We start from the raw sequence: 18,851 nt of genomic DNA, 5'->3' as shown, positions 1-18,851 counted from the left end.
GAATAAGGGATTTTTAAGGGTAAATTACTTTGCGGGACTTCGACTTCGCTTAGTCTGGCAAACCCTTAAATCTAATAATTTTAGAAATTTACTTTTTATAAATGACATAAATTATGCCAAATATTTCTTTTGAAACCAGGTTCCCTAGCCCCGATAGAGGCGTTATCCTTTTTTGAGCAATTTTTCATTGCTAAAAAAAGATATAGCCGAAAGCGGGATTAGCTCCTTATCCTTCGACTTCGCTCAGGATGACAATTCGACATCGTTTAAATTAATTATTACAATTCAATTGATTCTCCGATTTTTAAAAGCATCAAATCTTTTCCTTTATCAAAGAATTTTTTTATTGATTCTTCGTGATTGATTTCGATATAACCAAAAGTATCAAAATGATAGCCCAGGATTTTATCGCATTCTACAAAATCTGAAGCAATAATGGCATCTTCAACATCCATTGTGAAATTGTTTCCGATTGGCAAAATTGCTAAATCAAGTTTTGTGCGCAACGGAATTAATTTCATGTCGAATGTAAGCGCTGTATCTCCGGCAATATAGATGTTTTTGTGTTCGCTTTCAATTACAAAACCACCCGGATTTCCGCCGTAACTTCCATCAGGAAAAGAACTTGAATGAATTGCATTTACATATCTTACTTTTCCGAAATCGAATTGCCAGCTTCCGCCATGGTTCATTGGGTGCGCTTTTAATTCTCTTTGTGCATAATAACTTGTAATTTCGGCATTTGAAACTATAGTTGCGTTTGTACGTTTTGCAATAGCTTCAGCGTCAAGAACGTGATCGCCATGTGCATGCGTTAATAAAATATAATCGGCTTTTAATGTGTTTATATCAATTGCCGAAGCTTGTGGATTTCCTGTAATAAATGGGTCAACAATTATATGTTTTCCTCCAACTTCAATGCCTAAAGAAGCGTGTCCGTAAAATGTGATTTTCATTTTTATAAAATTTTAAAGTTGAACTAATTTTTATCTTCCGCCAAGGAAAAGGTTAACGATAATGTCTGAAATTAATGAAATCATACATAATGTTAATAGTAAAGAAAGCAAGAATGTGCTAAGTGCCAGTTTTTTTAATTCCGGATCTAACAGCTTAGGATCTTGGTTTTTATAAACGGTAATTAAATGTTTGGTCAAAGGAATATAAGCCAATAAAAACAGATATTGATCGAGACGATAATCGCTTAAAATGGCAAAAATAACTACTAAAAGCATTGCTGTAATAATCAGTGAAAAATGATAAATTTTTGCTTTTGCTCCGCCAATTTGAACTACGATTGTATTTTTTCCTGATTTTTTATCTGATTCTTCGTCACGCATATTGTTCAGGTTTAAAACGCCAACGCTTAATAATCCTATCGAAATTGCCGGTAAAATTAAAAGCGGATCAACTTCTTTTGAATACAAAAAGTTAACACCTAAAGTACTTACAAGTCCGAAGAAAATGAAAACAAATACATCTCCAAATCCTTTGTATCCGTAAGCTGAATTACCAACTGTATACCGAATTGCTGAAACAATTGCTGCAACTCCTAGTAATAAAAAAAAGATAGAATAAACGAAATTTGTAGCGCCAAAAGCAAAATATATTAGAATAATTGCTGATAATAACGTTAATGATGCTGTTATTATGATGGCTTTTTTCATGGCTTGAGGCGTAATAACGCCACTCTGAATAGCACGTTTTGGTCCTATTCTGTCTTCGTTATCGGTTCCTTTTACACCGTCTCCGTAATCATTTGCAAAATTGGATAAAACCTGTAAACCAAGCGTTGTTAAAAGTGCAAAACCAAAAATTTTCCAGCTAAATACTTCGGTTGGCGTATTGATAGTTTCGGTTGGGTTTGATAAAGCATAAATACTTCCTACTATAATTCCAGAAACTGATAAAGGTAATGTGCGCAGTCTTGCGGCTTCAATCCAATGTTTCATTATGTTTTGTTTAGTTAAATTTTTGTTTCAGGTTTAAAGTTTCAGGTTCGGAACTTGAAACCTGAAACTTGAAACTATTTCTTCAATTTATGGCAGCCATTTGTTTTCGCCAAAGTTTGGTTTTCTTTTTTCTAAAAAAGCATTTCTTCCTTCTTTAGCTTCTTCGGTCATGTAGGCAAGACGAGTTGCTTCCCCGGCAAAAACTTGTTGCCCCACCATTCCGTCATCTGTTAAATTCATAGCGAATTTTAGCATTTTTATAGATGTTGGTGATTTTTGAAGGATTTCCTGCGCCCATTCGTAAGCAGTATCTTCTAACTCATCATGCGGAATTACGGCATTTACCATTCCCATATCCATTGCTTCCTGAGCCGAATAATTTCTTCCTAAAAAGAAAATCTCACGTGCTTTTTTCTGACCTACCATTTTGGCCAGATAAGCAGATCCGTAACCGCCATCAAAACTGGTAACGTCAGCATCTGTTTGTTTGAAAATAGCATGTTCTTTACTCGCCAAAGTCATATCGCAAACTACGTGCAGACTATGTCCGCCGCCAACTGCCCAACCCGGAACAACTGCAATAACCACTTTTGGCATGAAACGGATTAAACGCTGAACTTCAAGAATATTTAAGCGATGCTGACCATCTTCTCCTACATAACCCTGATGTCCGCGGGCATTTTGGTCTCCACCGCTGCAAAAAGAATATACGCCATCTTTTGTAGATGGCCCTTCGGCAGACAGTAAAACTACTCCAATTGAAGTATCTTCTTGTGCGTCGTAAAAAGCCTGGTATAATTCTGAAGTTGTTTTAGGGCGAAAAGCGTTTCTAACATTTGGTCTGTTGAAAGCGATTCTTGCAACTCCGTTACATTTTTTATAGGTGATATCTTCAAATTCTCTGGCAGTAATCCAATCCATTGCTATTTGTTTTGTTTTAATAATTATAGCGTAAAAATAAAGCATTTTTACATTTTTACCTACTCAATTTGCTTTAAGTCTTTGTGAAAATATAATTCAATGTTAACAATTAGGATTCACTTACAAAAAATAACATTTTTTAACATTAGTTTTAAAAAATAATGAGTAATTTTACACCCTAGAAATCAACGAGATACATTTTATTTCAATGATTTCAGATTGATTTTCTTTCACTGATTTATTAACCTAAAAAATGATTTTTTTGAGAAAATTTAAAAAATTTGTCGCTCATTTTTTTATGGTTTTAATTCATAAACCTGTGATTAATGGGCAAATGATTTATTCATTTGTTGAAACTTCAAAAAAGAGACAGTAACACCTAAGGTTAAATGCTAGAATTGTTTAGTAATTAGTATAAAATTGATTACGAAAAGAGGAAAAATGCTAACTAAAACTTTCTATAAGTTATTTTATCAAACCAATGGATTAGCCGTGAACTTGAACTTTTGCTTTTAATATGAATGTATAGATTGTTTAAAGACATACCGGTTCAGGAAGTAATTTCTAAAATTTTTAAAGCTATTATTTTTTGAATGGATTCGAATTATTTTATTTCTGTTTTTTTTTAATTACAATTTTTTTTAAAACTGAATAAAAAGGGAAAGGCTGCTTGTAATGAGCAGCCTTTTCTGTTATAATAGATTTAAATTCCAATACCGTAGCCTCGGGATAATTCCAAATTCCAATACTTTAATCTTAAATTCCAATAAAAAATCCAAATTCCAAATATGAAACGCAAATATAGAATTTAATTATGCGTGTTCACAAGGTTGAAACCTTGGGTTATTTGAAATATAATCGTAATATGATTAAGATAAATACAAAGAAAAATTCCAAATTCTAACACTTTGCAGAGCATTGGAATTTGGAATTTTTTTATTGGAATTTAAATTTTTTATTCTTTCACAAGGTAAATTCCGTCTTCTTTGATTTCGATAAGTTTGTCTTTGTACAAAGCTCCAATTGCTTTTTTGAAAGTCTTTTTACTCATTTTTAATACCGTTTTGATATCCTCGGGATGCGAATTATCATTTAAACGTAAAAAACCGCGATTGGCTCTCAATTCATCTAAAATCTTCTCTACATTTGGCTCAATACTTTGATAACCTTGTACTTGCAAAGCAACATCTATTTTATTATCAGGACGAATATTTTTAATATATCCCGTCATTCTGTCTCCGGTTCTTATAGCGTCATCATAAACTTCATCTTTATACAACAAACCTTTATGCTGTTCATTGATGATTACATTAATACCTAATTCTGTAATATGTGAAACGATTAAATCTACTTCTTCCCCTTTTTCAACTGTAAGCTGATCGTTACTTAAAAATTGGTTCAGTTTACTTGAAGCTACCAAACGATTGGTTTTTTCATCCATATAAAGGTAAACCAAATAACGTTTTCCTTTTTCCATTGGACGCGCTTGCTCTTTAAACGGAACAAGAATATCTTTTTCCATTCCCCAATCCATAAAAGCACCAACCTGATTGATGTAATTTACTCTTAAAAGTGCAAATTCATTTAATAAAATATAAGGTTCAAGCGTTGTGGCAATTGGTCTTTGTTCATGGTCTAAATAAACAAAAACGATTAATTCTTCGCCTATTTCAAATTCGTTCGGTACGTATTTATTGGGTAATAATATATCGTGAATTCCTTCAGGATCTTTTTCAGGATTTCCTAAAAATAATCCAACTTTTGTATCACGGAGTATGGTAAGTGTATTGTATTTTCCTATTTCAATCATATTATAAGTTTCTAAGCTGTAAAGTAGCTGAGTTTCTAAGTTGCAAATGTACGAAGTTTGAAAATGGTTCAACGAATAATATTTTAGATAAAAGACAGCAAATTCTATATTTATTGAAATTATTTCAGATTTCTTATAGAATTAAAATAAAAAAGCACCAAATTACTGGTGCCTTGTTATCCTTTATGGAAAATCTTTACTGAATATTATTTATTGTAAACACTTTCTTTTTTAAAGTGTACAGCTAGTAAATAATATACTACAGCTCTGTATTTATGTTTGTTCGAATGTCCGTATTTTTCAAGAACAGCAGAAATTGCCGGTTCTAAATCCGGACCGTCCGGTAAACCTAATTTCTTGATCAGAAAATTTTTCTTAACCGTATCTATTTCAGAATGTTGCGTTCCTGCAACTGTCGATGCATCTGCATTATATATTGACGGTCCGCACCCAATGGTTACTTTTGTCAGCAAATCCATGTCTGGAGTTACGCCACATTTCTCTTTTAAATCTTCTGCATACTTTTTAATTAATTCTGCTCTTGCGCTCATACTATATGTTAATTAGATTAATCTTTATGGATCAAATCTAAAACAAATATTTTGCAAAACGTAAAAATTAACACTATTTTAGCTACAAATTATATCAACTCTTTAAAGTATTGTTTCAGGATTACATCGTTTTCAAATGTTGGCGTAAAAACTTCTAAAATAACCGGAGTATCATTATTATCGTAAAAAGATTTTAAATTTCTTTCCAGAGAATCTAAGTCATTAGAAACTAAATAATTAAACTGATACATTTTAGCTAAATGTTCTGCTGTTAAATGATGAGAAGTTTCGAAATAAGTATTAAAAACGGGTTTTTCCTCATGTCCGGGTAAAATTCTAAAAATACCTCCTCCTCCATTATTGATCAATATAATTTTGAAGTTTTTAGGAATATAAGAATTCCACAAAGCATTGCTATCGTATAAAAAACTGATATCGCCGGTAATAAAAACGTTTTGTTTTCCGCTTCCAACCGAAGCTCCGATTGCAGTTGATGTACTGCCGTCAATTCCGCTCGTTCCCCTATTGCAAAATACTTCGATTGAAGGATCGATATGAATTAATTGTGCATATCGAATAGCCGAACTATTACTGATTTGCAATTGAGAATTTTGAGGCAGCGATTCTATTACTTTTTCGAAAACTTTAAAATCTGAGAATTTAGTTTTATCTAAATATTCCTGTCTTCTGATTTTTCTTAAATCGTAGATTTTAGCAATTTTAGCAAAATAGTCACTTTCTGTAAAAGTAGTTTTAGAAAATAAATCCTTGAAAAATGCATTTGGTTCCATTACAAAATGCTGCGTTAACGCACTAAAAGTGTCATAAGCACGTAAAGTATCAATATGCCAATGGTGTTTTGGTTTGTATTTTCGCAAGAATGCTTTAATGCGTTTTGATACAATCATGCCACCAAAAGTTACTAAAATTTCCGGTTGAAAATCTTTAAAATCAACATCTTCAAATGGCGTAATTAAAGTATCAATACTATTGATAAATCTTGGATGATGCAAGTTTGAAGTGGTTTCGGTAAGCACTACAATCGACGGATCATTGGCAAAATTTTCAACAATTTCCTGATCTATAGAATTGGCTTCATTTACTCCAACTAAAACTAGTTTACGTTTTGAAGTGTTCCAAATTGAAGCAAATTCCTCCGCATTTTCGATGATTTTTGTTTCAATAATTTCATCAGAATACGTGATTTTTGGCTGAACCGAAAGTGTTTCTACGGTTTCGTATAAAGGTTCTTCGAAAGGAGCATTTATATGAACCGGACCTTTTTGAAGAATAGCGGTTTCGATTGCTTTATTGATTTTTAGATCATTTTCAACAGAAGCATCTTCAGTTAAATTGGCATTAAAAACAGCATGATTCTGAAAAACATTTTCCTGACGAATTGTTTGTCCGTCACCTATATCTATCTTACTTTGAGGACGATCTGCAGAAATGACAATTAATGGAATCTGACTGTAAAATGCTTCGGCTACAGCCGGATAATAATTTAATAACGCTGAACCTGATGTACAAATAATTGCTGTTGGATTTTTAGTTTGCTGGGCAATTCCTAATGCAAAAAATGCGGCACAGCGCTCGTCTGCAATACTATAACATTTAAAATTAGAATTTTGGGCAAAACCTATTGTTAAAGGTGCGTTTCTTGATCCGGGAGAAATTATGATATTGGTGATTCCTTTTGCTAAACAAATTTCGATAATGCTTTGTGCAAGCGGTATTTTGGGGTAAATCATGCGTATGGCGTATTACTTTTTTTAAGAAAATCTAATGCTTTGAGATTTCTTTTTTGATTATACAAAGTTACAAACTTCGTACCTGATTTACTTATAAATTAGGAAGATATTAAGTCCGTTTTTAGAAAAAGAGAATATCTTTGCTATTACGAATTTTTGATTAAAATAAACTTACTATGCGTTTCATTTATATGTTCTTGTTTTGCATTGCGATACAAACTGTACAATCTCAAAATCAGTTTGTTCCGGATGACACTCCTTACAAAAATGCTCTGGAAACGGCAAAAATCGAAAACAAACCTCTTTTTGTAATGCTTTACGCAGATTGGTGTCCGCATTGCAATTTAATGAAGAAAGAAGTTTTCAGCGATCCGAATGTGATGGCTTTTTTGAAGAAAAATTATGTCTGCGTTTGGAAAAATATTGAAAAAGAAGAAGGAATCGCACTTAAAAATAAATTCAACACGAAATCTTTGCCGACTTTTTTGTTTATTGATCCCAACAATGAAACGCTTTTATATGCTTTGAAAGGCGAAATGAAAAAGCCTGATTTTATGGCTGAAGCTAATTATGCTCTGAATCCTAAATTGCAATTGCCTTATTTAGAGAAAGAATTCCTGGCTGATCCGAGCAATTCGACTACGTTTTTTGCATATTTAAATACTTTGAAAAAAGGAAAAGACAGAACCGATTTATCAATTCCAACTCATATCTATCTTGAAACGCAAACGGATGCTCAATTGGTGAGCGAAACCAATTGGCGTGTTATTGCAAATGGCGTTACTGATATTAATTCGAGAGAATTTCAATATGTTTTAAAACATCAAAAGGACTTTGCTGCCGTGGCTTCGCAAGATCGTGTTGACCGCAAAATTGAAAGCATTGTAAACGAATTATTGCGTCCGTATGTTGATAATTTAGACACAATAAACTATTATAAACAACGAGAAGTTGCAAAATCTATCCGATTGCAAAAAACGGATTCTCTTGTTTTTAAATTTGATTTGACTTTAGCCGAAAGAACGGAAAAATGGCAATATTATAAAAAAGTTACACTTGAAGATACGCAGAAGTTTGTTTGGAATGATGCGAGTTTCCTTAAAGATATTGGACAAATGTATTTGAAACATATTACCGATGTCGAAAGTCTGAAAAAATCAATTTCATGGGTTAAACGTTCTTTGGAATTAAATGATTCTTATGACGGAAATTTACTTTTAGCCCGACTTTACAATAAAATAAAAGATAAAAAATTAGCTTTGCAATATGCCAAAGATGCAAAGGTTATTTGTACCGAAATGACCTGGAGCACTAAGGAAGTGGATACTTTATTGGCAGAACTCAATAATAAATAAGAATATAAATAGCAACGAATTCACGAATTAATTATAAAAAACTAATTCGTTCGTGGCGAAAAAATAACATTATAAACCATGAACCTTATACTCAGACCAGCAACTACAAACGATTTAGAAAAAATTTTGCAGATTGTAAATCATTCTATTTTGCATACTACTGCAAATTATAGTTATGATATTCAGACTCTTGAAGTTCAGACAAAATGGTTTGAAGATAAAACAGCTAAAAACTTACCTATTGTTGTTGCTGATTTAGATGGAGAAGTTGTAGGTTTTGGAAGTTATGGACAATTTCGCGAAAAAATTGGGTATCAATTTACGGTTGAACATTCGGTTTATGTGGTTGATAATGTGATTGGAAAAGGTGTTGGATCTAAATTATTACTTGAATTAATCAGGCTTGCAAAAGTACAAGGTTTTCATGTTATGATTGGCGCTATTGATGCTGATAATGCGGGAAGTATTGCTTTTCATGAAAAATTTGGTTTTGTGGCGACTGGAACAATTCGCGAAGTTGGTTATAAGTTTGATCACTGGCTTGATTTGGTTTTTATGCAGCTAATATTGAAGTAATTTTGAGAGATGGCACGCGGATGACGCGGATTCGCTAACTCGAAAACACGGATTGAACACGGATTTTCTTTTTTTGTGGTTGTTTGCGGGACTTCGACTCCGCTCAGTCTGACAAAAAAGTTCGACTCCGCTCAGTCTGACAAAAAAGTTGGACTCCGCTTAGTATGACAAAAAGATTCGACTCCGCTTAGTATGACTTCGACTTCGCTCAGTCTGACAATAAATTCCTTTTATAAAAATACTTAATATATTCTTATGAAAACTGGTGCCTAGCCCTGATGGGAGGGAAAATCCTTTTGCTTTTTTTTCAAAAGCAAAAGATTGGAAGGACAGCAGGAAATAGCTCCAAAAAAAAATCCACAAACTTGATAATCAAATTTGTGGATTTCTGGTTTAAATAGTTTTGGTTAGCTTTTTATCCAATTGATAACTTCTGGTTCTGTTACTAAAGTTTTAGGTTTTATCACTTTTACCAATTCGCCTTTTTCGTTGATTAGGTATTTTTGAAAGTTCCATTCTACTTCAGAATCCTGTAAACCATTTTTAGATTTTTGTGTCAGAAATTTATATACTTCGCACATATCATCGCCTTTTACAGAAACTTTGTCCATCATTGGGAAAGTTACTCCGTAATTTTGTTGGCAGAATGTTTCAATTTCTTTTGCTGTACCTGGTTCCTGAGACGCAAAATTATTTGCCGGAAAGCCTACAATTACAAAACCTTTATCTTTATATTCTTTGTAAACTGCTTCAAGATCTTTGTATTGTGGCGTTAATCCGCATTTTGAAGCTGTATTGACAATCATGACTTTTTTTCCTTTTAAGGAAGCAAAATCAAAAGTGTCTCCGGATAAATCCTGTACTTTGAACTGATAAATGGTTTCTTTTGCCATAGTTTTATCTGTATTAGATAATTTATTTTTACTTGTTTGAGCCTGAAGTTGTGTACCTAATAAAAGGACAAAACTGCACGCTATAAATACTATTTTTTTCATTGTTTAATTTTTTATAAATTTAGGTAAAATCTGTTTTAATGGAAGATTTTGCATGCTTTATTTTTATTAAACATAAGTTAAATAAAAAAATGAAGCCTAACGTTAATCAGACGTTAGGCTTCCCCCCATACAAACAAATCAAACCATGAATTAATTGTTTCTTTCTTTATAAATAACTGATTACTAATTCCAAACTATTTATAAAATGTATTTTTCATATTTATTTAAATCTTGTTGTTTCTCAAAAGTATAGTTGATGCCTCAGTTATGATGAAATTGTTTTTTAGTGTTTTAAATACCCTCAAATTTTATACTTATCTATTGGCGTTTATACTGGCTTTTATTTTTTTCTGTTTGTTGTAAATGGCTTAAACTTTGAGCATTTGGTATTTCTAAATAATGATTTCGTTTGGAAGTCCGAGGACATCAACTATTTTATATTTTAAAATTTACTTATATATGTCTTTAAATGTTTTTATCGATTTGTAACACGATCATTTTAGATTTTTAAATTCTTAAAATGATTTGTTATAATACTTTTTCTAAAATCACTCTCATTAAAATTTATAAGTGCCAGAACACTGGTTAAACCTACTATCAAAATTTTCAGTTTATTTATGTTTTTCATAACGTCAAATTTTATTTATTGAGATTTACTTTACCTTTTTCTTTCTTTAAAATGTTAAATCTTATTGAATTTACATTTTACTTTCGGTTTCAAATAATTGCCCCTGAATGTGATTTTTTTCTGTCTTGCTATTTTTACAAATATTAATTTTATGTTATAATAGCATTTACGTAATAGGATTGTTTTTGGTTTTAAAAAAATAAAAAAAAAGTAATAAAAAAGCGATATTTCTGCCATCGCCTTATTTTACTAGGGTTTTCGCTACTAAAAAAAATATCATTTTCATAAAAAAATAAATTATCTTTATATCGAGGATTAAAAAAGATCAATAAAATTTTGTTAAAATTTAAAAACCTAAAATTTATGAGCCAAGAAGAATTGTTAGTTTTAATCTACAAGAAAGACGAGAGAGCCTTTACACACTTGTATGATATGTATTCAAAAAGTTTATTTTCGGTCATTAACGTACTGGTCAAAAATCGCGAAGAAGCCGAAGATGTTTTACAGGATGTTTTTGTAAAAATCTGGAAAAACATTGATTCGTATAACGAGAGTAAAGGTCGATTTTATACGTGGATTCTTAATATTGCAAGAAATACTTCTATTGATAAACTGAGATCAAAAGATTTTAATAACGGTCAAAAAAACCTTTCTTCAGATAATTTCGTAAATCTGTTAGATGACAGTAATAAACTCACAAACAAAATTGATACAATTGGAATTCAGGAATTTGTAAAAAAACTAAAACCTAAATGTATTGAGATTATTGATTTATTATTTTTTAAAGGATATACCCAACAAGAAGCTTCAGAAGAATTGGCAATGCCATTGGGGACTATCAAAACACAAAACAGAAACTGTATTAACGATTTACGTAATTATTTAAAAATCTAATGGAAGCACAAGAATATATAGACTCAGGAATTCTAGAACTATATGTTTACGGTTTATTAACCGAAACTGAGAATCTGGAAATAGCCGAAATGGCGAAGAAACATCCGGAAATGGACAAGGAAATTATTGATATCGAAAAAGCTATTGTGGCTTTATCGTCAAGTTTTTCACCTTTCCACTCTGTAGCCAATTTCGAGAAGATAAAAGCGCGTCTGGAATTGAAACATGGCAAAGTAGTCGACATGAAACCGGCATCAAACTGGTCTCAATATGTGGGCTGGGCTGCAGCAGTTTTATTACTTCTGGGACTTGGATATCAAACTCTTGAATTGACAAAAACTAAAGATGCGATAGCAACTGTTGGTGTTGAAAAAAATAAAATTCAAAGAGAATTTGCTTACTTAGACCAACAAAATAAGCAAACCGAGAAAAATTTAAATATTGTTAGAGATGTTAAAAACACTGGCGTAACGCTTGGTGGTCAGGCTGTTTCGCCTACATCTTTTGCAAAAGTATATTGGAACAAGGACACCAAAACTACTTATATTGATGCTGCCGGTTTACCAGCGCCTCCAAAAGGAATGGTTTATCAGGTTTGGGCTTTAAAATTGAGTCCGGTTCTTACGCCAACAAGTATTGGTTTATTGAGCGATTTTGAAGGAAATAACCAAAAAATCTTTGCTGTTGACCGTACAAACGAAGCAGAAGCTTTTGGAATTACTTTAGAGCCTGCAGGAGGAAGTTTAACGCCTACAATGACACAATTATATACTTTAGGAAAAGTTTAAAAACTAAAGGTCTTGCAAATTTAAAAACGCATATTAATTATTTTAATATGCGTTTTTTATTATTTTTAATTGAAATATTAACCCAAAACAAAATCAAAACCATGAATGGAACTTTACTTTTAAGAATTGCAATTGCTGTTATACTTCTCACCCATTCTGTTTTTGGAATGTTTGATAATGGAATAAATGATTTCGGAAATTTATATCTTAACAAAATTGGGTTTGCTCCTTTTGGCGTATTTCTGGCCTGGTCAATAAAATTATCCCATGTTGCTGCGGCCATACTTTTGATTTTGAATAAATACATTAAACTGGCCGGATTTGTGACCATTTTTGTTTTAATAATGGGAATTGTTCTGGTACATTATCAAGATGGCTGGTTTGTTGTTGGCGGCGGAAGAAATGGTATGGAATATAACTTTTTATTAATTGTAGTTTTATTGGCAATTATGTATCCTGACGGATTTCAGAAAAAAAAAATCTAAAAATCCTTATATAAAAAAATAATAAAATAAAATTACTTACTATTGCAGTAAGACTCAAAATACCACAAAATGGAAATAATCTGCAAAAACTGTCATCATGTTTTTCATGGAAAATATTGTAATAACTGCGGGCAAACTGCTGATACACATAAAATAAACATCCATTTTTTATGGCATGATATTCAACACGGTTTATTTCATTTTGATGGAGGAATTCCTTATTCTTTAAAACAATTATTTACCAGACCAGGTCATTCTATAAGAGAGTTTATCGAAGGAAAACGTGTCAAACATTTTAAGCCTTTATCTTTAGTGGCGGTTTTGGGAGCATTTTATGGTTTTTTATTTCATTATTTCCACATTGACTTATTTGCAAATTCTAAAGATTCAGGTATAGATCTGGAGGAATTGGGAGAATGGATGACAACACATTTTGCATGGACAACTATTGCAACTATACCAATTTATACCATTGCAACTTATATTGTATTTAGAAAACAAGGCTATAATTTTTTTGAATTTTTTGTTCTCAATACTTTTAAGGCTGCACAAAGACTTTTTGTGCAAATTTTGACATTCCCGGCATTATTATATTTAAATCATATATCTCACCTTGAAAAATTTTCAACCCTTACTTATATATGTGGTGTTGTATTGACTTTTTGGACTAATATTCAATTCTTTAATAAAATGTCTAAAACAAAAGCATTCTTTTTAACCCTGTTAAGTCATATCCTATTTTTAATCTGCTTTTTTATAATCATAATAATAGTTTTTTTATCATTAGGAAAAATACCTCAATAATTTTTTGAGTATCATAAATACCAATAAAAAAAGGTTCAACTTATGTTGAACCTTTTTTGTATGAATTAATAATTACTTCTGTACAATAATTATTTTTTAGCCTTTACCTTTTTGGTTTTATAATATTTATGATATTTTGGATACGTTACAATTCCTATTAAAGTTATTGTTCCTAATGAATACCAAATCCAGCTTAATGAATGTGCTTCTCCGCTTGCGTAAGAATGCAGGCCAACTAAGTGGAAGTTTACTCCATAATACGTAAACAAAATAGATACAAACGCATACATTGTCATTAAGTTAAAGAACCATTTTCCTCTTAAAGACGGAACAAAACGAGCGTGAATTACAAACGCATAAACCATAATCGAGATTAAAGCCCAGGTTTCTTTTGGATCCCATCCCCAGTAACGACCCCAGCTTTCATTAGCCCATTGTCCTCCAAGGAAGTTTCCAATAGTCAACATAATCAAACCAATTGTAATTGACATTTCGTTGATATAAGTGATTTCTTTAATGTTTAGTTCCATTTTGGCTTTGTTTTTCTCATTGGTAAAGAAAATCAATACCAGAGCTACAAAACCTAAAATCATTCCAAGTGCGGTAGGTCCGTAACTTGCCACAATAACAGCAACGTGAATCATTAACCAATATGAATTAAGAACTGGCTGTAAATTAGCAATTTCAGGATCGATCCAGTTGGCGTTTGCTGCCATGAAAATCATCGCCGTCACAAATGCTGCAGATGCTACTGTAAGTTTTGATTTTCTGTCAAAAGCCAAACCAAAGAACATGGTTGACCACGCTACATATACAATTGCTTCGTAAGCATTACTCCAAGGTGCATGACCAGAAATGTACCAACGTGCAATTAATGTTACTGTATGAAGTGCAAATATTAAACCTATCAATATATGAAAACCATTTACAGTAATTCGCAACCATTTTTTATCGAAAAAGATGCTGAAAAGTGTAAAAATCAACATAAAGATTCCTGAAAGAGAATACCAATAAAACATTTTTGGTAAAATATTATAGGTATTATACGCTATTTCAAGATCAATTTTTTGTTCGCTTGGACGTACTTTGCTTCCAAATTTCTTCTGAAAACCATTGATGCTTTCTACCAATTGATCTGCAGTTTTAAAATCTTTAGAAATCGACCCATTATTTAAAGCACTAAAATATAACGGAAGAATTTGCTTTACATAAGTCGCATCCATTCCTTTTAAACCTGCGTGTTCAATTTCCAAATAAGAAATCCATTTGTTGTTTGGATCATTCGGAATTGGAAATATTTTCAGGATGCTTCCGCTTAACGCCGATTCCATTAAGTTTACTTTTTTATCTGTTTCGATAAAATCTTTCTCAAAATTGTTTGGATTTGCTGCTTTGTAAGCTGCATCTAAATAAGGAGAAAGTTTATAATTTCCGTTTTCGTCAAAGAATTTTACGAACGGAGCAAATTTTGCTTCTTTTTCAATTCCGATAATTCTGCGGATACTATCATTTTCAGGCTTGATATAAATAATTGGAACCTGAATCCAAACCTGAGCGTATTGTGTCATAGACAAAAATACCTGATCAGAATTCATTCCGTTATATTTATCGTCATGGCTTACTTTTCTCAACAATTCAGAAGAAAAAGTGTTGATAGGCTTCATTCTACCACCAGCATCCTGAATAATCAAACGGCCAAATTTGGCTGCATGCGCTTCCGGAGCTTTATAAATTGATAATAATGAATCTAACTGACGAACACTTGGCGGAGCGGTAACATGATTGGCGTGATCGTTAGGATCTGCTGAATGATTGTGATCGTGACCAGGCGTATGAACGTGTGGTGCTTGCGCAAAACCGCTCAAACCAATCATTAATACCAAAATGGTAATTAATTTTTCTTTTTCTTTTTTACAACTTCTAATTTGCGTTTCAAATCAGCAAAACGTGAATCTTTAGTGAACATAATGGCCATTAATCCGAAGAATAACATAAAATATCCTAAATATGTGATCGAAGTTCCCCAGAAATCGTGGTTTACAGACAATACTGTTCCTTTTTCGTCCGGATCAAATGATGATTGGAAAAAACGGTATCCTTTATGATCTAAAACGTGGTTCATATAAATTCTGGCATCAAAGGTTTCTGAAGAATCCTGAACGGTAACTTTACTTTCAAAAGCCGAATAACTTTTCTCTGTTCCCGGATATTTTGTAGCAATAAAATCATTTAATTTTACTTTAAACGGTAAGATATACGCTTTACTTCCGTAGAATAAACTGTACTCAATTTTTCCAATTTTTACAGTTTGAGGCTCTCCTACACTACCTTTAGAACCTAAAAGCCTAACTTCTTTTTCCTGTCCGTCAGCTTTTACTTTTACGATTAAAGCGTCACGATGCGATTTTGCTTTATAATCATTATTAGATTCATAATCAACGATTCCTTTAACTGCAGGATCCGGAAATACAATTCTGATATCACCAATACTATATAATGAACGCATCATTAACGGCTGTACATTATCTTTGGTTACATTTCCTTGAAATTTATCTGCCATTCGCATAAAACTTCCTTCAAAAGGCGTTTGAATGGTGTATTTTTCTCCAGTTGTATTAATATTAATTGCTCCGTCAGTTTGCTTATTTAAAGCAAATAATACGTTGTGAATATTTTGAACTTCTCCTTCTTTCAGAAAATGTTCTTCACGTCCGCCAGCACCGGCTTCGACCAATTTAAGGTATAAAGTTCCGTTTGCAGTTGGTTTTATAGTTTCTTTTGCTCCCATAATATAGTTCACATAAGTAACATCAAAAGGAGTTTCATCAAATTTTCCTGAAAGGGTAAAATCATTATTGGTTACAGGCGAAAGCAACAAGTTTTTTTCAAAAACCCTGCGTTTCATTTCACCTTTATATTCTCCATCTGCAAAAACAGTTAAGAATGTTTTGTCTGAATAAATCTGGTTTTCTGCAGCACCTTCACGGATTGGCATCATACCTTCGTAACTAATATAACGTGTAATAAAAGCTCCTAAAAGAATAAAAATAAAGGCAATATGAAGTAATAAAGTTGCCCATTTTTCTTTTTTCAATAATTGATAACGTTTAATATTTCCGAAGAAATTAATCATAAAAAAGACCATTATCGCCTCAAACCACCAAGTATTATAAATTAAAATTCTTGCCGTATCCGTATTGTACTTACTTTCGATAAAAGTTCCAACACCCATTGCAATTGCAAATGTTAAAAAGAGAACAGACATTAAACGTGTAGAAAACAAAAAAGAGAATATTTTTTTATCCATTTTTAGGGAATTACATTGTATAAAAGTGCCACAAAAGTACTTAAAAATGTTGAGTTACTTTATTCGCCATTTGTTAATAAAAACTAAAAAGAGAATTACTTTTTATATTATTTTTAAGAAATTACAAGAATATATTTACAAATAAATTACAATCAAACATTGTATTTGTTTTTCAATAATTTTTTATATGTTTGTGTAATCGATTACAATATAGATTTATTGATTTTATAACACTGTATTGAAGTGTTAATAAAAATCAAAGCCCTAATTTCGTAAAAGACACTGTTAACAAACCATAATTTCTTAAAATAATGAGCATAAAGACGAATTCAACAAACCTATTATATATAGTTCTGACAGTTCTAATCATCAACTGCTCAAACAGTTTACGTGCCCAAAATTCAAAAGAAACTTATAAAGGAGTAGAATTCAAAATGGACAAAGTCAAAGAACCTGTAATTCCTAAAAATACAGTAAACCTAAAAGATTTTGGCGCTGTAAATGGCGGTTATGTCCTGAATACCAAGGCTTTCGCCGATGCTATTGAAGCCGTTTCAAAAAAAGGCGGCGGAAAAGTAATTATTCCACCCGGAATCTGGCTTACAGGACCCATTATATTAAAAAGTAATCTTGAATTACATGCTGAAACCGGAGCCTTAATCAAATTTTCAACAGATAAAACTTTATACCCTATAATAGAAACCAGTTTTGAAGGATTAAATACCTGGCGCTGCATCTCTCCTATTTACGGGAAAAATCTAGAAAATATTGCCTTTACAGGAAATGGCGTTTGGGATGGTTCCGGTGAAGCCTGGAGACAAGTTAAAAAAAGTAAACTAACAGAAGATCAATGGAAGAAGTTTGTGGCTTCCGGAGGAGTTTTAAACGATAAAAAAGACAATTGGTATCCATCTGAACAATATTTAAAAGGTTCTAAAGGTGCGGATCAAAACGTGCGTCTTGATTTAAAAACCAAAGAAGATTTTGAAGCCATTCATGATTTTTTGCGTCCGGTAATGGTCAGTATTCAGAATAGTAAAAGAGTTTTATTTGATGGTCCGGTATTTCAGAATTCCCCAGCATGGAACATTCATCCTTTGATGATTGAAGATTTGATTGTTCGTAATATAACGGTTCGTAATCCGTGGTTTTCTCAAAACGGCGATGGACTTGACGTAGAATCCTGCAAAAATGTAATCGTCGAAAATTCCAGCTTTGATGTGGGTGATGATGCAATTTGTATTAAATCAGGAAAAGATAAAGATGGGCGTGATCGCGGTGTTGCCTGCGAAAATATTATTGTTCGAAATAATATCGTTTATCACGGACATGGCGGTGTAACTGTGGGAAGTGAAATGTCTGGTGGCGTAAAAAATCTTCACGTTTCTAATTGTACTTTTATGGGAACTGATGTTGGTTTGCGTTTCAAAAGTACACGCGGACGTGGCGGAATTGTTGAGAATATTTATATCTCAGATATTTTTATGACTGATATTCCATCGCAGGCAATTTCTTTTGATCTTTATTATGGAGGAAAATCCATTGCCGAAACTTTGGCCGAAGGCGGAAATAAAATCAATACTAAAATGGTTCCTGTAAATGAAGAAACGCCTCAATTCAAGAATATTTCAATAAAAAATATTACTATAAAAGATGCTTATCAAGCCGTTTTCCTTCAAGGTTTACCTGAAATGAATCTTCAAAATATTGAAATTTCTAATTTAATTGCAAAAGCTGAAAATGGCTTTTCAATCATTGACGCAAACGGAATAAAGATTACAAATGCTAAACTAGATATTGAAAAACCAACTGTTTTTGAAATATATAATGGCAAAAATATTTCTTTCAAAAATGTAGCATTTAACTCTACTTCATCCAAAGCCATTACTGTTGATGGTGAAGCAAGTGCTAATATTGAATTATCTTCTTCTAAGGATTTAGATTATGCTACAAAAACTACTATTGGTGAAACTGTACCGAAAGGAGTTGTGAAGTTTTAATACCATTATTACCTTAACATATAAAAAAGACAAAAAG

At 32.1% G+C, this 18,851-nt stretch carries 14 protein-coding genes and 1 pseudogene; 7 read left to right on the top strand and 8 right to left on the bottom strand.

Going from position 1 to position 18,851, the window contains the following annotated elements:
* Positions 1-278 precede the first annotated feature (278 nt).
* The 6 genes from ACZ0AH_RS11675 to menD form a co-directional block, all read right to left on the bottom strand.
* Entirely contained in the window at positions 279-956 is a 678-nt protein-coding gene (locus tag ACZ0AH_RS11675; protein ID WP_463475971.1) for a metal-dependent hydrolase, read from the bottom strand.
* Between the two features lie 30 nt (positions 957-986).
* Complete coding sequence (gene menA / locus ACZ0AH_RS11670) at positions 987-1,949, bottom strand: 1,4-dihydroxy-2-naphthoate octaprenyltransferase (protein ID WP_463475970.1); 963 nt, start codon at positions 1,947-1,949, stop codon at positions 987-989.
* An 87-nt stretch (positions 1,950-2,036) separates the two neighbouring features.
* Positions 2,037-2,870, bottom strand: coding sequence for a 1,4-dihydroxy-2-naphthoyl-CoA synthase (locus ACZ0AH_RS11665; RefSeq protein ID WP_035681238.1), 834 nt, complete (start codon positions 2,868-2,870; stop codon positions 2,037-2,039).
* A gap of 955 nt (positions 2,871-3,825) precedes the next feature.
* Positions 3,826-4,680 (bottom strand): CvfB family protein, encoded by an 855-nt coding sequence (locus tag ACZ0AH_RS11660; protein WP_463475969.1) that lies wholly within the window; start codon positions 4,678-4,680, stop codon positions 3,826-3,828.
* A gap of 206 nt (positions 4,681-4,886) precedes the next feature.
* Positions 4,887-5,231, bottom strand: a complete 345-nt coding sequence (locus ACZ0AH_RS11655) for a DUF2853 family protein (RefSeq protein ID WP_463475968.1) — start codon at positions 5,229-5,231, stop codon at positions 4,887-4,889.
* 89 nt (positions 5,232-5,320) lie between these two features.
* Positions 5,321-6,982: a 2-succinyl-5-enolpyruvyl-6-hydroxy-3-cyclohexene-1-carboxylic-acid synthase gene (gene menD, locus ACZ0AH_RS11650; protein ID WP_463475967.1), complete on the bottom strand. Its 1,662-nt coding sequence runs from the start codon at positions 6,980-6,982 to the stop codon at positions 5,321-5,323.
* 176 nt (positions 6,983-7,158) lie between these two features.
* On the opposite strand from menD, the gene ACZ0AH_RS11645 reads away from it, so the two are divergent.
* Both ACZ0AH_RS11645 and ACZ0AH_RS11640 read left to right on the top strand, forming a co-directional pair.
* Positions 7,159-8,337 (top strand): thioredoxin family protein, encoded by a 1,179-nt coding sequence (locus ACZ0AH_RS11645; protein ID WP_463475966.1) that lies wholly within the window; start codon positions 7,159-7,161, stop codon positions 8,335-8,337.
* Between the two features lie 78 nt (positions 8,338-8,415).
* Positions 8,416-8,913, top strand: coding sequence for a GNAT family N-acetyltransferase (locus ACZ0AH_RS11640; RefSeq protein ID WP_463475965.1), 498 nt, complete (start codon positions 8,416-8,418; stop codon positions 8,911-8,913).
* A 407-nt stretch (positions 8,914-9,320) separates the two neighbouring features.
* On the opposite strand, the gene ACZ0AH_RS11635 is transcribed toward ACZ0AH_RS11640, so the two are convergent.
* Positions 9,321-9,908 (bottom strand): glutathione peroxidase, encoded by a 588-nt coding sequence (locus ACZ0AH_RS11635; RefSeq protein WP_463475964.1) that lies wholly within the window; start codon positions 9,906-9,908, stop codon positions 9,321-9,323.
* Between the two features lie 991 nt (positions 9,909-10,899).
* On the opposite strand from ACZ0AH_RS11635, the gene ACZ0AH_RS11630 reads away from it, so the two are divergent.
* The 4 genes from ACZ0AH_RS11630 to ACZ0AH_RS11615 all read left to right on the top strand — a co-directional run bounded on the left by ACZ0AH_RS11630 (position 10,900) and on the right by ACZ0AH_RS11615 (position 13,507).
* Positions 10,900-11,430: an RNA polymerase sigma factor gene (locus ACZ0AH_RS11630; RefSeq protein ID WP_463475963.1), complete on the top strand. Its 531-nt coding sequence runs from the start codon at positions 10,900-10,902 to the stop codon at positions 11,428-11,430.
* On the top strand, positions 11,430-12,218 hold the full coding sequence (locus ACZ0AH_RS11625; protein WP_463475962.1) for an anti-sigma factor: 789 nt from the start codon (positions 11,430-11,432) through the stop codon (positions 12,216-12,218). The genes ACZ0AH_RS11630 and ACZ0AH_RS11625 overlap by 1 nt, the downstream gene beginning before the upstream one ends.
* A 101-nt stretch (positions 12,219-12,319) precedes the next feature.
* On the top strand, positions 12,320-12,703 hold the full coding sequence (locus tag ACZ0AH_RS11620; RefSeq protein WP_463475961.1) for a DoxX family protein: 384 nt from the start codon (positions 12,320-12,322) through the stop codon (positions 12,701-12,703).
* A gap of 69 nt (positions 12,704-12,772) precedes the next feature.
* Positions 12,773-13,507 carry a DUF3667 domain-containing protein gene (locus ACZ0AH_RS11615; protein WP_463475960.1) on the top strand — a complete coding sequence of 245 codons (735 nt, stop codon included), beginning with the start codon at positions 12,773-12,775 and terminating at the stop codon, positions 13,505-13,507.
* Between the two features lie 89 nt (positions 13,508-13,596).
* On the opposite strand, the pseudogene ACZ0AH_RS11610 reads toward ACZ0AH_RS11615, so the two are convergent.
* Positions 13,597-16,814 (bottom strand): annotated as a pseudogene (locus tag ACZ0AH_RS11610) (cytochrome c biogenesis protein).
* A 317-nt stretch (positions 16,815-17,131) separates the two neighbouring features.
* On the opposite strand from ACZ0AH_RS11610, the gene ACZ0AH_RS11605 reads away from it, so the two are divergent.
* Positions 17,132-18,814 (top strand): glycoside hydrolase family 28 protein, encoded by a 1,683-nt coding sequence (locus tag ACZ0AH_RS11605; RefSeq protein WP_463478107.1) that lies wholly within the window; start codon positions 17,132-17,134, stop codon positions 18,812-18,814.
* Positions 18,815-18,851: the final 37 nt, after the last annotated feature.

The sequence above is a fragment of the Flavobacterium sp. AC105 genome (assembly GCF_979258495.1).
This window is presented reverse-complemented; position numbering and strand designations above follow the sequence as displayed.

Bases quoted from the DNA above. Each gene is read 5' to 3' on its own strand.
- ACZ0AH_RS11675 (WP_463475971.1), bottom strand. From the start codon at position 956: ATGAAAATCACATTTTACGGACACGCTTCTTTAGGCATTGAAGTTGGA.
- menA (WP_463475970.1), bottom strand. From the start codon at position 1,949: ATGAAACATTGGATTGAAGCCGCAAGACTGCGCACATTACCTTTATCA.
- ACZ0AH_RS11665 (WP_035681238.1), bottom strand. From the start codon at position 2,870: ATGGATTGGATTACTGCCAGAGAATTTGAAGATATCACCTATAAAAAA.
- ACZ0AH_RS11660 (WP_463475969.1), bottom strand. From the start codon at position 4,680: ATGATTGAAATAGGAAAATACAATACACTTACCATACTCCGTGATACA.
- ACZ0AH_RS11655 (WP_463475968.1), bottom strand. From the start codon at position 5,231: ATGAGCGCAAGAGCAGAATTAATTAAAAAGTATGCAGAAGATTTAAAA.
- menD (WP_463475967.1), bottom strand. From the start codon at position 6,982: ATGATTTACCCCAAAATACCGCTTGCACAAAGCATTATCGAAATTTGT.
- ACZ0AH_RS11645 (WP_463475966.1), top strand. From the start codon at position 7,159: ATGCGTTTCATTTATATGTTCTTGTTTTGCATTGCGATACAAACTGTA.
- ACZ0AH_RS11640 (WP_463475965.1), top strand. From the start codon at position 8,416: ATGAACCTTATACTCAGACCAGCAACTACAAACGATTTAGAAAAAATT.
- ACZ0AH_RS11635 (WP_463475964.1), bottom strand. From the start codon at position 9,908: ATGAAAAAAATAGTATTTATAGCGTGCAGTTTTGTCCTTTTATTAGGT.
- ACZ0AH_RS11630 (WP_463475963.1), top strand. From the start codon at position 10,900: ATGAGCCAAGAAGAATTGTTAGTTTTAATCTACAAGAAAGACGAGAGA.
- ACZ0AH_RS11625 (WP_463475962.1), top strand. From the start codon at position 11,430: ATGGAAGCACAAGAATATATAGACTCAGGAATTCTAGAACTATATGTT.
- ACZ0AH_RS11620 (WP_463475961.1), top strand. From the start codon at position 12,320: ATGAATGGAACTTTACTTTTAAGAATTGCAATTGCTGTTATACTTCTC.
- ACZ0AH_RS11615 (WP_463475960.1), top strand. From the start codon at position 12,773: ATGGAAATAATCTGCAAAAACTGTCATCATGTTTTTCATGGAAAATAT.